Annotated in this window: 17 protein-coding genes; 6 read left to right on the top strand and 11 right to left on the bottom strand. The window is 43.3% G+C overall.

Annotated features, from left to right (window positions below; translation table 11 throughout):
- Nucleotides 1-2: 2 nt before the first annotated feature.
- Entirely contained in the window at nucleotides 3-971 is a 969-nt protein-coding gene (locus QNI24_RS07885; RefSeq protein ID WP_267176016.1) for an OmpA family protein, read from the bottom strand.
- A complete protein-coding gene (locus QNI24_RS07890) occupies nucleotides 968-1,312 on the bottom strand; it encodes a hypothetical protein (RefSeq protein WP_267176017.1) in 345 nt (114 codons plus the stop codon). The genes QNI24_RS07885 and QNI24_RS07890 overlap by 4 nt, the downstream gene beginning before the upstream one ends.
- A 129-nt stretch (nucleotides 1,313-1,441) precedes the next feature.
- On the opposite strand from QNI24_RS07890, the gene QNI24_RS07895 reads away from it, so the two are divergent.
- Complete coding sequence (locus QNI24_RS07895) at nucleotides 1,442-2,122, top strand: lytic transglycosylase domain-containing protein (RefSeq protein WP_267176018.1); 681 nt, start codon at nucleotides 1,442-1,444, stop codon at nucleotides 2,120-2,122.
- A gap of 117 nt (nucleotides 2,123-2,239) precedes the next feature.
- On the top strand, nucleotides 2,240-2,794 hold the full coding sequence (locus QNI24_RS07900; RefSeq protein WP_267176019.1) for a CPBP family intramembrane glutamic endopeptidase: 555 nt from the start codon (nucleotides 2,240-2,242) through the stop codon (nucleotides 2,792-2,794).
- On the opposite strand, the gene tadA is transcribed toward QNI24_RS07900, so the two are convergent.
- Genes tadA through guaB form a run of 3 tightly spaced genes read right to left on the bottom strand, consistent with a single transcriptional unit; the run spans nucleotide 2,762 to nucleotide 6,291 of the window.
- Nucleotides 2,762-3,274, bottom strand: a complete 513-nt coding sequence (gene tadA, locus QNI24_RS07905; RefSeq protein WP_267176020.1) for a tRNA adenosine(34) deaminase TadA — start codon at nucleotides 3,272-3,274, stop codon at nucleotides 2,762-2,764. The genes QNI24_RS07900 and tadA overlap by 33 nt on opposite strands.
- Nucleotides 3,265-4,818 carry a glutamine-hydrolyzing GMP synthase gene (gene guaA / locus QNI24_RS07910; RefSeq protein WP_267176021.1) on the bottom strand — a complete coding sequence of 518 codons (1,554 nt, stop codon included), beginning with the start codon at nucleotides 4,816-4,818 and terminating at the stop codon, nucleotides 3,265-3,267. The genes tadA and guaA overlap by 10 nt, the downstream gene beginning before the upstream one ends.
- Nucleotides 4,819-4,830: 12 nt before the next feature.
- Nucleotides 4,831-6,291, bottom strand: coding sequence for an IMP dehydrogenase (guaB, locus tag QNI24_RS07915; protein ID WP_267176022.1), 1,461 nt, complete (start codon nucleotides 6,289-6,291; stop codon nucleotides 4,831-4,833).
- Between the two features lie 249 nt (nucleotides 6,292-6,540).
- Between guaB and xseA the strand changes: the two genes are divergently transcribed.
- The 3 genes from xseA to QNI24_RS07930 are packed head-to-tail and all read left to right on the top strand — an operon-like array spanning nucleotide 6,541 to nucleotide 8,947.
- Complete coding sequence (gene xseA, locus QNI24_RS07920; RefSeq protein WP_267176023.1) at nucleotides 6,541-7,881, top strand: exodeoxyribonuclease VII large subunit; 1,341 nt, start codon at nucleotides 6,541-6,543, stop codon at nucleotides 7,879-7,881.
- Nucleotides 7,882-7,926: 45 nt separating this feature from the next.
- Nucleotides 7,927-8,364 (top strand): hypothetical protein, encoded by a 438-nt coding sequence (locus QNI24_RS07925; RefSeq protein ID WP_267176024.1) that lies wholly within the window; start codon nucleotides 7,927-7,929, stop codon nucleotides 8,362-8,364.
- A complete protein-coding gene (locus QNI24_RS07930) occupies nucleotides 8,357-8,947 on the top strand; it encodes an IMPACT family protein (RefSeq protein WP_267176025.1) in 591 nt (196 codons plus the stop codon). Before QNI24_RS07925 ends, QNI24_RS07930 begins: the two co-directional genes overlap by 8 nt.
- Here the strand turns inward: QNI24_RS07930 and QNI24_RS07935 are convergent.
- From QNI24_RS07935 to QNI24_RS07950, 4 genes are all read right to left on the bottom strand, one after another.
- Nucleotides 8,879-9,991, bottom strand: a complete 1,113-nt coding sequence (locus QNI24_RS07935; protein WP_267176026.1) for a lipoprotein N-acyltransferase Lnb domain-containing protein — start codon at nucleotides 9,989-9,991, stop codon at nucleotides 8,879-8,881. The genes QNI24_RS07930 and QNI24_RS07935 overlap by 69 nt on opposite strands.
- Nucleotides 9,992-9,995: 4 nt before the next feature.
- Entirely contained in the window at nucleotides 9,996-10,841 is an 846-nt protein-coding gene (locus QNI24_RS07940) for a CorC family transporter (protein ID WP_267176027.1), read from the bottom strand.
- Between the two features lie 92 nt (nucleotides 10,842-10,933).
- Complete coding sequence (locus QNI24_RS07945; protein WP_267176028.1) at nucleotides 10,934-12,019, bottom strand: TFIIB-type zinc ribbon-containing protein; 1,086 nt, start codon at nucleotides 12,017-12,019, stop codon at nucleotides 10,934-10,936.
- A 15-nt stretch (nucleotides 12,020-12,034) separates the two neighbouring features.
- Nucleotides 12,035-13,144 carry an SPFH domain-containing protein gene (locus QNI24_RS07950; protein ID WP_267176029.1) on the bottom strand — a complete coding sequence of 370 codons (1,110 nt, stop codon included), beginning with the start codon at nucleotides 13,142-13,144 and terminating at the stop codon, nucleotides 12,035-12,037.
- Nucleotides 13,145-13,202: 58 nt separating this feature from the next.
- Between QNI24_RS07950 and QNI24_RS07955 the strand changes: the two genes are divergently transcribed.
- Entirely contained in the window at nucleotides 13,203-13,664 is a 462-nt protein-coding gene (locus tag QNI24_RS07955; protein WP_267176030.1) for a GNAT family N-acetyltransferase, read from the top strand.
- Between the two features lie 8 nt (nucleotides 13,665-13,672).
- On the opposite strand, the gene QNI24_RS07960 is transcribed toward QNI24_RS07955, so the two are convergent.
- Together QNI24_RS07960 and QNI24_RS07965 are read right to left on the bottom strand one after the other, a co-directional pair.
- On the bottom strand, nucleotides 13,673-15,598 hold the full coding sequence (locus QNI24_RS07960) for a CBS domain-containing protein (protein ID WP_267176031.1): 1,926 nt from the start codon (nucleotides 15,596-15,598) through the stop codon (nucleotides 13,673-13,675).
- A gap of 23 nt (nucleotides 15,599-15,621) precedes the next feature.
- A complete protein-coding gene (locus tag QNI24_RS07965) occupies nucleotides 15,622-17,466 on the bottom strand; it encodes an SLC13 family permease (protein WP_267176032.1) in 1,845 nt (614 codons plus the stop codon).
- Nucleotides 17,467-17,564: the final 98 nt, after the last annotated feature.

The raw sequence follows: 17,564 nt of genomic DNA on the forward strand, positions 1-17,564 counted from the left end.
CCTTACTGATTCAAAATAATGATATCTACCCGGCGATTTTTGGCTTTGCCTGCTTCGGTGTTGTTATCTGCCACAGGTAAAGATTCGCCCATACCGATGGCTTCTATCCTTGATGAATTGATACCATAATCCACCAACAGTGACTTGACCGCATCTGCCCTTTGCTGTGATAGATTGAGATTAAAAGCATCACTGCCAGATGAGTCTGTGTGACCTTCGATGCGAATGTTGCGCTCTGGATATCCATCAATGAAATCCAAAACTTTGGTAAAATTATCCACTGCACCTTGTTTGATGTTGGCCGATGCTGAGTCAAATACAAAGTCACCCAAAGTCATGACCAACCCATCTACCGTCTCTCTGGCAGCCAAAGATTCCAGTTGTCGTCTCAAAGCATCAATTTCTTCAAAAGCCAAATCAGCCTCTTGTTTGGCCAAGTCTGCCACTTTTTTCTGCGCTTGCGCATATTCTTGTGCTGCAGCCAATTCTGCTTGTGTCAATTCCTTTTCACTGGCTATTTGATCTGCTAATTCTAAAGCCCGTTGTTTTTCAAGCCTTTCTCGCTCTATTTCCTCCGCCCTTAAACTCAACTGCAATTGAGCACGATCGGCTTCTAACCTGGCCACAGCTGCTTCAGTTTTAAGGGTCTCGATATTCAGCTCGTTGAGCTTTTTATCTTCCGTGCTGAGTTGTTCATCCAGATATTCAGACTCAGCCACCATGCGGGCTTTGATCAATGAATTTCTGGCCATGTATACAGCATGTTCCTTAACTTTTCCGCGTTGATTGTAAAGTGCCTCTATGGCGGTTTTGGCTGTCGATTTTTCGCCTTTGGCATAAGGTTTGTACTTCTCATCAGTGATGAAATTATCAAACTCAATGCGCAATGCTTCTAGTTCGAGGTTCTTCTTAGCAGCCATAGTTGGCTGAATCAAACTGAAAAAAATCACCACAAAAAATATTATTCTCATTGTAAGCGCTCCTGCAATTCCAGTAAGTAGACTTGTGCGGCTGAAACTTGATCACGTTTATCTAACAGTTCATTATTTTTGCGATTCAAAGTTGCTCTGAGTTTGGCAACCTCAATATCGGCATATATTTGAGCGGTGTATTGTGCCTCTAATTTTCGCTTGCGGTCGGCTTTGGCCTTTTTCGCCAGTTGTAACTTTTCTTTGATGAATTTTATTTCCAAAGGTGCCGCATCTGCCACAGGTGAGTTAACCACAGCTGCCACATCACTCTCTAATTTAAAGAATGAATCATCGTCAATTTTTGTCCCACCAGGTGAACCACAACCAGAAAGAAGGGTCAAAAGCAGCAATTGGCAGGCTAAAACCAGTGTTTTTGTTGGTTCTGTCCTTATATTTCGCTTTATCAGTTTGTTTAAAGCCTTTGATTTAACTATAATTTGATTCATCATAAATTTATTACACAACCATTAATGACAATGCTTTGCCGATTCAGTTTTTATTTTTTTGTTGCCGCAGTCTTTTTATTTTCAGTCAGTGACACTTTTGCCGCCAAAAACTTAAAAGTCTATAAGCATGTTGATAAAGATGGAATTATACACTATTCATCTAAAAAGCCTGCCGGTAAATCCTATTCAATCATGAATGTCAGATGCCCTGAATGTTCGGCTTGGCGAAACGCCGTCAATTGGCAGACCACACCATTAATTTTAGGCAAATTTACTCAAGAAATTTATACCGCAGCAGAAAAACATGATTTGAATCCAGCTTTATTGAAAGCCGTCATTCATGCTGAATCGGCATTTAAACCACAAGCCGTTTCCTCTGCTGGCGCCCAAGGACTGATGCAATTGATGCCACTGACCCAAAAAACCTATCAAGTAACTAATCCTTATAACCCAGCACAGAACATCAATGGTGGCGCTGCTTATTTGCGTCATTTAAAGAATACCTACAGCACCATGGATGTATATTTAGCGGCCTACAATTCGGGTGAAACCGCGGTTGAAAGGTATGGTCGAACCATTCCACCTTTTCCTGAAACCCAAGAATACGTGCGGCGGGTCAAAATTTTATATGCCCGCTACCAACGCAACCTCAGTGCCGCCAACAATCCAAACACCCAACCCTATATCGGCGCAAGCAGCCGTTAATATTTGAACTTGTCTGAAATACCCACCGGAAACGCATTCCGATTAAGTGGTACACAACTGTGTTTGGTTATTGGCGCGCCAATGATTTGGCTGGTTCTATGGCTAGCTCTGTTGGGCATGTATCCCTTAGATAGCACTGTGACACCCAATCTTTTGATTCATGGCAGCTCCCTGTTGCTGGTTGTTTTGTTAGTTAAAAAATTCACCAACCAGATCAAAAATCCGCTGCTTCTAAAAGCGCCAGACTGGACTTGGGTACTTATTGCTGTTGCTGTAGCTGTCTTGTATTGGGGATTCGATCATTGGATGATGCATGAACTTTGGCAAATAGATTCCAGTGTTGCAATCAAAACTTGGCAAAGCAACAACATGGACTACCTGCCGCTGAGTGTATTGATCAGTACAGTTTTGTTAGCGCCGGCTTTTGAAGAAATACTGTTCAGAGGAGTTGTGTTTAACCAGCTCAATATGCGTCTTAATTCCGTTATTGCCGCATCGTTTTCCGCCGGCTTTTTTGCTTTGATACATTGGAGTTGGCCAGCATTCATCAGCCTTTTTTTTGCTGGACTGCTCTATGCCTGGTTGTTGGCTCGTGCCAAAAGCTTGTGGATCCCCATGCTGGCACATGTGGTTCATAACTTAATGACTTATTTGGTTTTTATTGGTCAATGAAGCGGCCTTCTTTTCGCTTCTTTTCTGGCTAAAGAAGTCACTGATAATCTCTCCACACGCTGCAGCTAACACACCTCCGGTGGCATTGATTATGTGGTTATTGAAAGGTTTAAGCAGATGCGATTCAACACTCTCTATCACCCCAGTTTTAGTATCACTGGCACCATAAACCAACCTTTTCAATCGAGCATGAACACAAGCGCCAGCGCACATGCTACAAGGTTCAAGGGTAACAAATAACTCACAATCGATTAATCGGTAATTGCCAATTGCTTTTGCGGCTTGACGCAAGGCCAATACTTCTGCGTGAGCTGTAGGATCATTCAAAGTAATGACTTGGTTGTGAGCTCGGGCAATGATCTGATTGTCATGAACCACCACTGCACCCACAGGCACCTCATCCGCTTGCGCAGCGGCTTTCGCTTGTGCCAATGCAGCAAGCATGAACTGTTCATCACTTTGAGGGTTGCTTATTCCCATTCAATGGTGGCAGGCGGCTTACTTGAAACATCATAAACCACTCGAGAAACCTTATCTATCTCATTGATAATCCTGCGTGATACTAAATCAATGAATTCATACGGTAAATGCGCCCATCGCGCGGTCATGAAATCAATGGTTTCCACCGCTCGTAATGCAATCACGTATTCATATCGACGAGCGTCACCGACAACCCCTACTGATTTAACTGGTAAAAACACCGCGAATGCCTGACTGGTTTTGTCATAGAGGTTATGATTCCGCAGTTCTTCAATAAATATGTGATCAGCGCGGGCCAAAACATCGGCGTATTCTGCTTTAACCTCACCCAGGATGCGTACGCCCAAACCTGGTCCTGGGAACGGGTGGCGATAAACCATTTCAGGTGCCAAACCTAAATTGACTCCCAATTTACGCACTTCATCTTTAAATAAGTCTTTCAAGGGCTCGATCAGCTTTAATGCCAAGTCTGCTGGCAGGCCACCCACATTATGATGCGATTTAATGACGTGTGCTTTGCCTGTGCTGGACGCTGCTGATTCGATTACATCTGGGTAAATGGTACCCTGTGCCAGCCATTGAATGTCATCCAGTTCTTTGGCTTGCTGTTCAAAAATACGGATAAATAGTTCACCAATAATTTTACGCTTTTTCTCAGGATCTGATTCACCTGCCAAGGCCTTGAAGTACATGTCTTGGGCGTTAACACGGATAACATTGATGTCCATTTTATCAGCCATGGTTTGCATCACCTGATCTCCTTCTTCAAAACGCAGCAAACCGGTATCAACAAACACACAAACCAACTGCTTGCCTATGGCTTTGTGTAACAAAGCAGCCACTACAGATGAATCCACTCCTCCAGACAGTCCCAGCAAGACTTTTTCATCGCCAACTAATTGTTTGATGTTTTCTACATGAGTATCAATGATGTTATCGGTTTTCCACAGATTTTCACAGCCACAAATGGCATGAACAAACTGGGATAAAATTTCACGACCATCAGCGGTATGCTCCACTTCTGGGTGAAATTGTACGCCATAAATCGGCAACTCCTGGTGCTGACAGGCAGCAAAAGGTGTCGATGAAGTATGCGCAATGGGATGGAATGAATCAGCCAAAGACTTGACCTTATCACCATGACTCATCCACACATCCATGGTTGTTTTATTGACTTGTGAAAACAAGTCAGACGATCCAGTTACATTGACTTGAGCATAGCCGAACTCTTTGTCTTCTGAGCCCTCAACCACCCCACCATAGTATTGGTTCAAAAGTTGCATGCCGTAGCAGATTCCCAAAACGGGGACACCCAATTCAATCACCACCTCATTCAATGTCGGGGCATTTTCCATATGCACTGATTCGGGACCACCGGAAAGAATGATGCCTTCAGGGTCAAAGGCTTTAATGTCAGCAGTGGCTGCGTCCCAGGCGTATATTTCACAGTAAACATCCAGTTCCCTGACGCGACGGGCAATCAATTGGGTGTACTGCGAACCATAGTCTAAAATCAGTATTTTGCTTTGCTTGATATCCATCATATGTCCTGTGAGTTATGTTCTGGTGCGGTAATTGGGTGCTTCTTTGGTGATGTGAACATCATGCACATGCGATTCTTTGACACCCGAATTAGTGATTCTGACCATTTGCGGTTTGGTTTTCATTTCTTCGATGTTCTTACAACCCACATAGCCCATTGAGGCACGCAAACCACCCATCAATTGATGTACCACTGGTGCCAAAGCACCTTTGAACGCCACGCGACCTTCAATACCTTCAGGGACTAATTTTTCGGCATCCACTTCATCTTGAAAATAACGGTCTTTAGAGCCTTTATCCATAGCGCCCAAAGAACCCATTCCGCGGTATGATTTGAAGGTTCTGCCTTGATACAGTTCAACTTCTCCAGGAGATTCTTCAGTACCAGCAAACATACCTCCCATCATGATAGTAGATGCACCAGCAACAACAGCTTTAGCCAAATCACCTGAATACCTGACACCGCCATCAGCAATCAAAGGTACATCTGTTCCCGCCAGTGCTTTGGCCACGTCATCAATGGCCGAGATTTGTGGCACACCCACACCAGCTACAATTCTGGTGGTACAAATTGAACCAGGGCCAACACCCACTTTGACCGCATCCACACCGGCCTCTACCAGCGCCAGAGCCGCTTTACCAGTAGTGATGTTGCCAGCAATAATGTCCACATCAGGGTATTGTTGTTTGATGGTCCTGACACGATCTATAACACCTTTTGAATGTCCATGCGCCGTATCAACCACCAACACATCAACTCCAGCTTTGACCAGCGCATCAACACGAGCCACTGAGTCGCCGCCTGGACCTACCGCAGCAGCCACCCTTAATTGTTCACTTTCATCTTTAACAGCCAAAGGAAAATCTTGAGATTTTTGAATGTCTTTGACTGTGATCAGGCCCTTGAGTTGAAAAGCATCATTGACCACCAAAACCTTTTCAATGCGGTTTTCATGAAAAAGTTTCAGCACTTCTTTGGCCTCAGCATCTTCACCAACAGTCACCAAATCATTTTTTCGGGTCATGATATTTTTCACCGGATCATCTAAGACGGTCTCAAAACGCATGTCGCGACTGGTCACTATACCAACCAATTCATCACCATCTACCACAGGCACACCGGAAATGCGGTGTTTGCGTGTGATATCCAATACTTCACGGATGGTGGTCATGGGATTGACTGTGATAGGATCTTTGATGACACCTGATTCGAATTTTTTAACCTTAATGACCTCAGCACATTGTTCTTCAATGCTCATGTTTTTATGAATCACGCCAATGCCACCCAGTTGTGCCATGGCGATGGCCAAACGGGCTTCAGTCACTGTGTCCATAGCGGCTGACACCACAGGGATATTAAGTTTGATGTTGCGAGTAAGTTGGGTAGACAGATCAACATCTTTGGGAAGAATGTCTGAATAATCAGGAACCAACAATACATCATCGAAGGTTAAGGCATCGTATAACAGTCTCATGGCGGCCACCTTTGGTCTAAAAAATTAGCGGCGTATTCTAACACACTATCACTGTTGAAAGCACAATACTGGACCGCAAAGCAATAACATATAATTGATTAATTTTTTAAAGGTAATGTACTGATCATGACAGCCTGATTATGTGATGTGTTTTGTACACTTGCCTTAATGCCAGCGAAGTTATAAGCTGATCTAAAATTTACATCTAACTGCAAACAACACCCGCTACCAAACTATAACTTTGAACCCATGAACACACAACCAGGACAAACAACACAAAATGCTTTCTCACCCTCAGCCCTTAATCAAATATTGAAAAAGCACTTGAATGAACAGTTTGGTAGCTTTTGGCTCACTGGTGAGATTTTTGAACTCTACCAATCTCCCGCTGGCCACAAATATTTCACCTTAAAAGACAGCCAATCTGGCATCAAATGTGTGATGTTCAAACAAAAACAAAACACACCTCTGGCCAAGGGCTCGCAAGTAATCATCTTGGGAAATTTATCTTTATATACACCTAAGGGCGATTTACAAGTCAATGTTTTGCGCATCATGGATGCCGGCAAAGGCGATTTAGCACAACAATTTATGTTGCTGAAACAAAAACTGCAACAAGCCGGTTTGTTTGAACAAAAAAACAAACAACAACTACCATCAATGATTGGCTCATTGGCTATCGTCACCTCACCTAAAGGTGCTGCACTACAAGACATCCTTAATATAATCAAATCACAAAACCCTTTGATTGAAATTACACTTTATCCCACCCCAGTTCAGGGCGAGGATGCCGCCCCAAAAATCAACCATGCGCTGAGGGTCGCAGATGAGGCAAACCACGATGCCATATTATTGACCAGAGGTGGTGGTTCAAAAGAAGACTTGTGGACTTTTAACGATGAATTCTTAGCCCACCAAATCGCACAACTTGAAACACCGGTAATCAGTGCCGTGGGGCATGAAACAGATGAATCCATCAGCGACTTGGTGGCGGATGTCACTTGCATCACACCCAGTGCGGCAGCGCAACTCATCAGCGGTGATTTCAGACAGTCTAAACACCTTCTGACACAACAAAAACAACTGCTTTCCCTACTCGTTCAGGATAAATTGCGCCTGTTTCAACAACAAGTGGACAGCAGGGGCCATGCCATTGAAAAACGTCATCCAAGCAATCTATTGAAACAACAAGAAGCAGCATTAGGCACGGCCGAACAAAAACTCAATAACAGTTTCAGTAGCAAGTGGCTGGCTTTGAAAAACAATTACCAACATCTGCATACTGCCCTGATTAATAATGAACCTGATTTAATTATCCAACATCAACGCCTGAAGCAATTTCGACAACAGCTCTCTAACAACATCAAATCACAGCTCAGTGACAGCCACCAAGCATTGCAACTGTCGATCAACGATTTGAATCATCAAAACCCATTGAATGTGCTGGCCAGAGGGTTCAGCATCACCTCACGCAAACAAGATAACAAAGTCATAACCGACATATCTCAAGTGAAAGATGGGGATGAGGTAGTAACTCAGTTAAAATCTGGTAGAATAAGCGCCAAAATTTTTGAACGTTTAGAAAAATGAATACTCTAATCGCTCAAATTACCAATTAACGAGGATATTTTACCTATGACAACACAATCAAAATCAGTATTATTACCATTTTTAGTCGTTGCAGCCATCATTTTTGTGGCGGCTCTGGTGTGGAAAATGGTTGGTTCTGATGAACCAGTAACCAGCACAACTGAGGTGGCAGTAACTGAAGCCAAACCTGCGGTGAAAGCGACAACTAACAACAACCCGCAACCAGTTATTGAAGTTGTTGATTATGATGAACCAGCGCCGCTGATTGAACCGGTTACCCTAACTGAAGAAGAGCAGCAAGCCATCAGAGAACAAACCAGTGCCAACATGGGTTTCGGCATGAGATTCCCAACGGTAGAGAGAGCCATAGAGGGCTTGAAAGTTTTGCGCGAAAATGGCAATGATGATGTGGCAGAAAAATTAATTGTTTATATCAACACTCAATTTCCCAACGAATCCATCCCAGCTGATTTAATTGACTAAAAAAGTCATCACCCAAACCAACACCAATGAAGAAGTCATCAAGAAAAGCTTATTCATTGGTGTTTGTGCCCACATTGAATGTCCGCAAGACTTCCAATCTTTCCTAGAACAACACCAAGACCTTAATGCCACGCATAATTGCTGGGCTTATCGTGTGGGTGATGAATACCGCTTCAATGATGATGGAGAACCTTCAGGTACTGCAGGCAAGCCCATTTTGGCTGCCATTGAGGGCGCTGGATTCGATTACACGGCGGCACTGGTCATTCGCCATTATGGCGGCATCAAACTCGGTACCGGTGGGCTGGCCAGAGCCTATGGCGGCACCATCGCGAAAAACTTGCAAAACGCTGCACACAAGACTTTTGTTCCAACCACTTCATTACAGGTTGAAGTGCCTTTTGAATCCAGTCAGTTGTTATTTAAATACGTGGCGGAATTTAACGCCAAGGTCAGCACGCAAAAATTCAATGAATCAGGTCTGGTAGCTGTGATTGAATTGGCCGTCATTGAATTAAATAAATTTCGAGTAACACTCACTGATGCCAGCAAAGGACAGGCGCGTTTTATTGGAGTTGAGTGAATTAAGCACTGATTTCAAGGCCATCAAAGCTGGCAACAACAAAGGCAATAAATACCAAGCATGGGCAAAGCAGACCATTACCAGCCACAGTAAAATGCTCAAAAATATAACTTTAACCATGGTTTGACTTGCTTTAACAAAAAATCCCAGCGGTGAAAATAGCAGCACATTAAAATTCCAAGCCAAAGCAGCATGTGGGGTCAAAAACCACAACAACAACATAACCAAACCTATCAGGGCGTGCCATTTAAACCAAGCATTGGCAAACATCCGCTTGGTCTGTGGCAAAAACAGCAGCACAGTCCAAAATATCACATAGGCAATCATTAACCAATGACTTCTGAACAGCAAATAAACAGTATTTTCAGCCTTCGTGGCAGTTATTGACTGATTGGCACGTACTTTATCAGGCATCAATTCCAAAATACTTTTCTCGAGAAAAACTGGAAAAGCCATCAACTCCCAATCAGTTCTGTCATCGTAAGCCATCCAACCATAGCCTACAGCCAAACCAAAATTCATCCAACCTTGCTTTTTGGCTGGAAACGACTGTTTATAATAGTTACTTTGTGCATCAGATGCGGCTTCAGCAGCCAGCTGGCCTTGCCAGACTTGATCAAGGATGTCGCGAATTTTGGTGGCACAATTATTTAAAAAATAATCATACTGATAGGACCTGTTCTCAGGTAAGTTGTGCCACTTTAAATAACTCTCTAGCTGTTCTACTTCAGCTTCAGTCATGATCAAATCAATGATGCTGAAGTCCCGTTGTTGTCTTTGGGCTAAACGAAATTCCGTGTTGATGTCACTTAATCCCACCTCATACTGCATTTGATTGGAGATAAACTCAGTGAAAATGTCATCATCAAAGCTGAAGTACCCAAAACCATAAACATCATCACCAACAGCAATGGCCGTGTGACCAAATGCCGACCAATAAGCTGCTCCAGGACCGATAGTGATTAACTTGACTGATTTTGCATGAGCCATTTGACCAGCAGCCAACAAAATCAAACAAAGAAGTATGCGCCAATCAGTTTTCAATTGATCAGCTCAAATCCACTTCAACAAACTCTATTCTTCGCTTATCAGCTTTGATAACCTTGAAATTCAAATCAGCGACTTCGATCAGCTCTCCGGTTTCAGGTAAGCGGCCGGCTTCACTGGCAACCAAACCACCGATGGTATCAAACTCAGCATCATCAAAACCAAAATTAAATCGTTCATTGAACTCTGTGATGGTGGTCAATGCATTGATGCGATAAAGCTGCTCACTGACATGCATGATGTAAGGGTCTTCACGATCATCGTACTCATCATCAATTTCACCAACTATCTCTTCCAAAATATCTTCAATGGTAACCAGGCCAGCAACACCGCCGTATTCATCAATGATGATGGCCATGTGGTTGCGTGAAGTTCTGAATTCATTCAATAAGATATTGACCTGTTTTGACTCGGGAATCACCACCGCAGGCCTGATAAAATCTCTTAAGTTAAAGTCTTTCTCAGTTTTCACAAATGACTTCAAAACATCTTTGGCCAATAAGATACCTTCCAATTCATCTTTATCCTCACCAACCACTGGAAAACGCGAGTGGCCCGATTCAACGATGATGGGTAAAACATCTTCAATGCTGGATGTCAGAGGAATCACTACCATTTGTGCCCGAGGCACCATCACTTGACGGACTTGTAATTCAGATACTTTCAGTGCACCTTTCATCATGTTCAAGGCATCGGCATCAAGTAAATGGTTGTTGTATGCTTCTTGCAGGATGTGCAACAGATCGTCGCGATTTTGTGGTTCATCCGTAAATATGTTGGCTAATTTGCTGAGCCAAGACTTCTGATTATCCGCATCAGAATCTTTCCTACTCTGGTCTTCTGTCATTAAGGTTTTTTAATACACCTTGAATTGTTTAACATGAGCTAAGTTTAATGCCTGCCGTTGAACTTGTCCAATATAAAAGGATTGATTTATATTCACTGATTGGATAACAAATAAATCAAACCTGCCGCCAAAGCCACAGCCAAAACAGCACCTATGATTTTAAACATGCTATAAGGCCGTTCACCATGTGCTTTGCCGTTTTGTCCATTGATGACATACCTATAGGTTTTCCCTTTGTAGCTGAATGCTGAAATCCACATGGGAGCCAACAAAAGTTTAAAGCCCACTTGTTGGTAGATAGAATCTATGTGGTGGATCCGCTGGTGATCACCGCCAATGTCACGCCGCACTGTTGTTCTGATGGTCCTGTGCATGACCTCCTTGGCCATATTAAAGGCCTCTGGCAAGCCTATTTGATAGAGTTCAGATCGGAACCCACTGAGGTATTTGTTGTTGTATTCTTGGGTTTTATACAAATCCCATTCTGATAAGAAATTTTGAAACTTGACCGGCAATGATTGTGTGCCCATGGTCATGACATCATCAAAACTATTATGTACTTTACCCGACCTGTTTCGCCACCTGATTTTTACCACTGTTTGTCTTTTCATGACAGTTCTGCCGTTGACCTTGGTTGGCACGCGGATGGTGGTGGTGTAATTATCGCCACGTTGTCCGGAATAAGTGCTGTAAACTTGTGCATCAAATGCCCACATCGGCATGTAGGAACCTAGGATGGATTGGGCTTGGATGGCTTTTCTTTTCAATGACGAAGGTGCAAACCACAAGCCGCCCAACCATTGACTGAAAGCTGTTTCAGCTTGGTGCTGATGAATTTCGAAAGGTATTACGCCATCCGGTTCCAACTTCCTCGATAAAGCAACAGGCACCACCACATTCAGGTCACAATAAGGACATTCTTCCGCATGCACATTGGTTGGCAACATGAATTGTGCACCACAATTCTCACACTTCAGTTCATGATTGACGTTTTGTGGGTCAAAGTAATCAATTTGACTGATTGCCGACTTATAATCATGGGCCAAATACATGTCCAGCGGTGAAGCCTCAATCGGATCAACTTCACCACAGCTTACGCACCTCAGTGAGTGCAAGCCAATGGCATAATCCAAGTCTGAACCACACTGGTTACACTTGAAGTGTGTGTAGGAAATCATTGAATTTTATCAGCTTTACTCAGGTAAATCCGGTGGCATGCTATCCAGGTGACGCTGTACCTCAATCAAAGCAGTGGCATCGACCCAATCATCTAAACCAGCTGTCCACATCAAGGTTTCTCCGTTGATTTCAGCGTTCAATATGCGTGATGCCACTTCTGGCAAAGTCATCGGACCGACTCGTTTGCCATCAAGCACAGCAAAATATTGCTTCACCTCTTTGACTGATTCGGGCATCGGTGGCGGTTTGAGTGGGTCGGTATCATCACCTTTGGCCAGAGCTTGTCCAAATGACTGCGCCATACCAAAACCCATACCCATAGCCATACCACCACCGGCAGCTCCACTTTCGTTATTGGCTGCATCGCGCATTGATTGTGCTTGTTGGTAACGGGTAAATCGATTCAAGTCACCCACAGCAATTGAACTGGCTCGTTCATCCAAAGCTTTTTCAACTGACTCAGGTACCGAAACGTTCTCAACCAGCATGGTTTCAAGAGACAAACCATAAGCAGCAAACATCGGTTGAATCTGCGCTGTCAAGAATTGGCCCAAATCATCATAGTTGGCTGCGATATCAAGAATTGGGATTCCTGATTCGCTGATTACTTTGGCAAATCCTGTGACCACCAAGTTTTTCAACTGGCCGACAATTTCCTCCAGCACAAAATGCCCATCAGTACCAACTATTTCACTGATCATTTTATGTGGGTCATTGATTCTGAATGCATAACTACCGAAGGCCCGCACCCGGATAACACCGAATTCACGGTCACGCAAAATCAATGGATTACGCAAACCCCATTTCATGTCAGTAAACACTTTGGTGTTGAAAAAATATACTTCAGCCTTGAAAGGGCTTTCAAACCCATGTTTCCAACCTTGCAGTGAGGACAAAATGGGTACGTTGGCGGTGCTCAGCTCATACAAACCAGGTTCAAATACATCTGCCACTTCGCCTTCATTGACCAACACAGCAGTTTGTCCTTCTCGAACGGTCAACATTGCACCATTCTTTATTTCGTTGCCATAGCGAGGAAAACGGTACACCATGGTATGTTGCGTATGATCTGTCCATTCAATGACATCAACCAATTCGCCAAAAATTTTATCCCAAATGCTCATTCACTTTGTCCTGTTGAATAAAAACAATTATTATAGCTTATTTAATTTCAGATTCATTGTGAAAAAAGTAACCATAGAAACTCATAAGGAACACCTTGCCCCCTACTTTAAAAGCCTTAACGAAGAGTGGTTAAAACGTTTTTTTGTGATTGAACCCATTGATCAAAAGGTGCTGTCCCAACCAACAAAACTAATCAACGAAGGAGGACAGATTCTTTATGCCAGCATTGACGGAATGGTGGTTGGTTGCGTCGCATTAAAACACCATGGCCAAGGCACATTTGAATTGACTAAGATGGCGGTGACACAATCCCACCAAGCCCATGGCATTGGCACGCAACTGATGCAATCATGTATTGATTACTATCAAACCATAAATGGTAAAAAACTCTATTTAGAGTCACATTCGTCGCTGAAGCCAGCCATAAAACTGTACCAAAGGTTTGGATTTGTGGCCATGCCGACACCCTTTGAATCTGACTACCAAAGAAGTGATTTTTACATGGAATATATAAAATGAAACTTACATCAATCTATTTGTTTCTTTTTATAAGCTTTTAAATCAGCCTCAAGAACATGACTGGCTATTTTAATCAAGTCATATTCAGTAATTACTCCAACTAACTTGCCATTTTCAACAACTGGTAAACAACTGATGCGTTTTTCACGCATGATCTGTATGGCTTCAACGGTGGTTGTTTTGGGCTCAGCAAAGATGGGATTGTCATTCATGATCTCTCTGATTGCTGTGCCGTGTTTGTAATCATCGCCATCAACAATTTTCTTGATTATTGAACGATTAGACACCAAGCCCACAAGTTCACCTTCATCGTTCTCTACCGGGACATGCCTAACCCTTTTCCAGTCCATGATGCTGGCCGCCAAATCCATTGAATCATCGGGTCTCACCGTCAACAGTTTGGTGACCATAAACTGACCCACCAATAAATACCCGGCACGCCAATCTGTGCGGTGTTCAGCTTGAGCCAATGGCCACTCATGTATGGGTGTATCTATCGCTTGCTGATCATGCATTTCAGCCACAATGGCTCTGACTTTCTCATCAGGGTGCAAGTCTTTGTTCATTTCAGTGATGGATTTAATGGCCCATTTTGCACCAGTTTGTTTGCTGTCTACCCGTTGCTCAATGGTAGTTAGATAATGTTCTATGTCATCTTTATCAATGCCTGATGACTTCAATCCAGCTTCAGCAATTGGCAATAACTCATTTTTAATTAGATCAGTCGCTGAAATACTCTCGCCATTGATCCAGGTAAAATGACATTCCAGACCAGTTCGACAGGCTTGTAAAAAATTATTTCTGGCATGCGAAAAACGCAACACCTCAGTGATGTCTTTGACTTTGTCTCCCATGCCAGACATCAAACCAAAATAAAACGCTGAGTTGGCCACTTCATCAATCACTGAAGGTCCGGAGGGCAATACCCTATTCTCAATACGCAAATGAGGGATGTTATCTTTGACACCATAACATGGACGGTTCCATCGATAGACCGTGCCATTATGTAACATCAAAGCTTTCAATTTCGGCATCAGGCCAGCATTGACCATGCCCACTGGGTCTTCTTCAAAATCGGAGGTCAAGACCACTGAGAACCTTGAAATATCATCTCTGAATACATCGACAATACTCTCTATCCACTCATTACCAAAATGAACCCTGGGTTGGGTGCCTCGATTTTGATGGGCGGTTGAGCGTGTATCGATTGAGTTTTGAAACACCGCAATTCGAGACTCATGCCATAACCTTAAATGGTGAATCAAGCCTGAATTAACAGCCACCGCCATCAGCGGCGCTGTGACTGCTTGAGACATGTTGTACATATTGACAAACTCATTTCCACTGACCTGAAAATGAACTTGAAAACTGGTGTTCATGGCTTCCAATAAAAAATTATCATGGGTTACAGATAATTCATCCACACCTCGAATATCTAACCTGAAATCAGAACCACGAATTTCTTTCAATCGGTCATTCAGTTCGTAGTAACGGTCTACTGGGGTGATGCTGTCCATGGTCAAATGCATTTGTCTGAGCGTGGGTAATATACCAGCCAAAATGATTTTTGAATCGTGATGATTGGCATGTTTGTGCGCAATAGACAGGACTTCTTTGATTTCCTCTTCCATTTCATGTAAACATTTGCCTTTGAACCTTCTTGGCGTCAGGTTGGCTTCGATGTTAAACAAAGCAATTTCATTGGTGAAGCGTTCATCACCAATGTCGTTAAGTAAATCTAACGCGGTTAAATTGGGACTGTAATCATTGTCGGTGATAAACATTTCTTGTTCTGCACCTATGCGCCTGGCACCTGACTCTATCAAGCCTTTTTCAATCATCAGTTCAAGTGCTTTCAAGTCATTTAAGACGGCACGCGTAAAGAGTCGCTTGGTCTCGTTATCACCACCTCTTGAAATATTTTGTTCACCCATTTATCGCGCTCCTTTATCACTCATCAATACAACTTATATATCCAAGTCAACATACCTGTCAACATGGCCCAAACAATTATTGTTAACGGCACACCTACTTTAACAAAGTCAGCAAATTTATAACCACCGGCGTTCATCACCAATAAATTGGTCTGATAAGCCATAGGCGTGGCATAACTGAGGTTGGCACCAAACAACACCGCCAACACAAATGGTTCAACTGGCATGCCCAAACTTTGGGCTATACTGACTGAAATTGGTGTGCCAATCACAGCCGCTGCATTATTTGATATCACATTGGTCATTATGGCCATCGAGAACATCAATATGCCTAACACCACCCCAGGTGCAAAACCATCGGTACTGGCCACGAATAAATTGGCCAAATAATCGGCACCACCAGTGGCCATCAATGCGGCCCCCAAAGCCAGTGAGGCCACGATAATAAATATCACTTGGGCACTCAAAGCATGAGTCGCATCACGCCAGCGCAAACAGCCGGTAGCAATCAAGACAAAACAACCAATGATGGCACTGATTGATATCGGCATCACATTAAAAGCCGCCAAGCCAACCACTCCAGCCATTACAGCCAAAGCCAATGGTGCTTTTTTGGTGTGTGGCAATTCCTCACCACCATCCAATACCAACAATGAACCCGCGCGTTTCACTTCTTGAATGGCTTCATGGGTACCTTGCACCAACAACACATCACCCGGTCTGAAAATCACATCATCCATGCCCTTGGCAGTTGCGGCTGTCTCCTTACCTTGAGAATGAACTGCCAATAGGGTCAATCCGTATTTACTGGTCAATCTAGAATCACCAACCCGCACTCGATCCAACAACGAACCTGAAGTGATGACCAGCTCTGCAATAGATTGGTCACCGGCTGACAATGGGTGAGATTCATCCACTTGATGATCACCAGTGAACAGTGAGCCACCCAACTCAATTTCATACTCACGCAGATTATCAGCCGTGTCTGAAACGATCAGGCGATCATTGGCTTTGATGATTACATCAGGTAACGTGGCAATAGATAAAGAGTCACCTCTGACAATCCTTTGTATATTAATTTTTCCATCGACTTTATTGCGAATTTCAGCCAATGTTTTGCCGTCGGCAAAAGCGCCTTCATCGACTTTAATTTCAGCAGAGAACACCCTAGGAGAAGTGTCTTTCAAAGGTGGTGTACGATCGGGTAATATCAATGGTGCGATTAACCACAAATACAAAATGGCTACCACCGCCGCAATAGAAACTGGAAAAACAAAATCAAACATACCAAATTCAGGCACACCTAATCCTTCAGCCACCTTAACCACCAATAGATTGGTTGATGTGCCTATGGTGGTTGCCATGCCACCCAACAACGTTGCCAATCCCATAGGCATCAATGTGCCGGCAGTTGATTGTCCGGTTCGCAGTGAAACACTGATTAAAACTGGCAGTAATAAAACCACTATCGGCGTGTTGTTCACAAACGCGCTTAATATTGCGCCGGTAATCAAGGTCAACAGCAAGGACAAGGATGGGCTCACCTTCCAAATTTTTGCTAAATACCGACCGATGGGCTCCATCGCGCCGGTTCTGACCAAAGCTTGACCAGCCACCATCAGCGCGCACACAGCAATCAATGCCTCATTCCCAAAACCCAGAAAAAATGTTTTAATTGGGAATACACTGCCATCTGTTTGTTGGTAAGGGAATATATGAAACCCCAACACCAAGGCACAAATAACAAACAAACTGGATGTTTGCAGCGGTATCCTGTCGTTAGCGAACAATATCAGTGCCAACAAGGTCAATAATAAGACTGCCAAGGCATGTGGCTGCAATGAGTTAGCCAAAAGTTCAGATTCCATATACACTTCATATAAATAGGAATTTATAGTCTATCAAATTGGTAGAAAAAAAACTGAAAAACATTTATCATGAATTGGAATTCACTTGGTTTACACAA

This window comes from Marinicella marina (assembly GCF_030065545.1).
Lineage (GTDB): Bacteria > Pseudomonadota > Gammaproteobacteria > Xanthomonadales > Marinicellaceae > Marinicella > Marinicella marina.

Coding starts and splice junctions, on each gene's coding strand:
- QNI24_RS07885 (WP_267176016.1), bottom strand. CDS start 971: ATGAGAATAATATTTTTTGTGGTGATTTTTTTCAGTTTGATTCAGCCA.
- QNI24_RS07895 (WP_267176018.1), top strand. CDS start 1,442: ATGACAATGCTTTGCCGATTCAGTTTTTATTTTTTTGTTGCCGCAGTC.
- QNI24_RS07900 (WP_267176019.1), top strand. CDS start 2,240: ATGTATCCCTTAGATAGCACTGTGACACCCAATCTTTTGATTCATGGC.
- tadA (WP_267176020.1), bottom strand. CDS start 3,274: ATGGGAATAAGCAACCCTCAAAGTGATGAACAGTTCATGCTTGCTGCA.
- guaA (WP_267176021.1), bottom strand. CDS start 4,818: ATGATGGATATCAAGCAAAGCAAAATACTGATTTTAGACTATGGTTCG.
- guaB (WP_267176022.1), bottom strand. CDS start 6,291: ATGAGACTGTTATACGATGCCTTAACCTTCGATGATGTATTGTTGGTT.
- xseA (WP_267176023.1), top strand. CDS start 6,541: ATGAACACACAACCAGGACAAACAACACAAAATGCTTTCTCACCCTCA.
- QNI24_RS07925 (WP_267176024.1), top strand. CDS start 7,927: ATGACAACACAATCAAAATCAGTATTATTACCATTTTTAGTCGTTGCA.
- QNI24_RS07940 (WP_267176027.1), bottom strand. CDS start 10,841: ATGACAGAAGACCAGAGTAGGAAAGATTCTGATGCGGATAATCAGAAG.
- QNI24_RS07945 (WP_267176028.1), bottom strand. CDS start 12,019: ATGATTTCCTACACACACTTCAAGTGTAACCAGTGTGGTTCAGACTTG.
- QNI24_RS07950 (WP_267176029.1), bottom strand. CDS start 13,144: ATGAGCATTTGGGATAAAATTTTTGGCGAATTGGTTGATGTCATTGAA.
- QNI24_RS07960 (WP_267176031.1), bottom strand. CDS start 15,598: ATGGGTGAACAAAATATTTCAAGAGGTGGTGATAACGAGACCAAGCGA.
- QNI24_RS07965 (WP_267176032.1), bottom strand. CDS start 17,466: ATGGAATCTGAACTTTTGGCTAACTCATTGCAGCCACATGCCTTGGCA.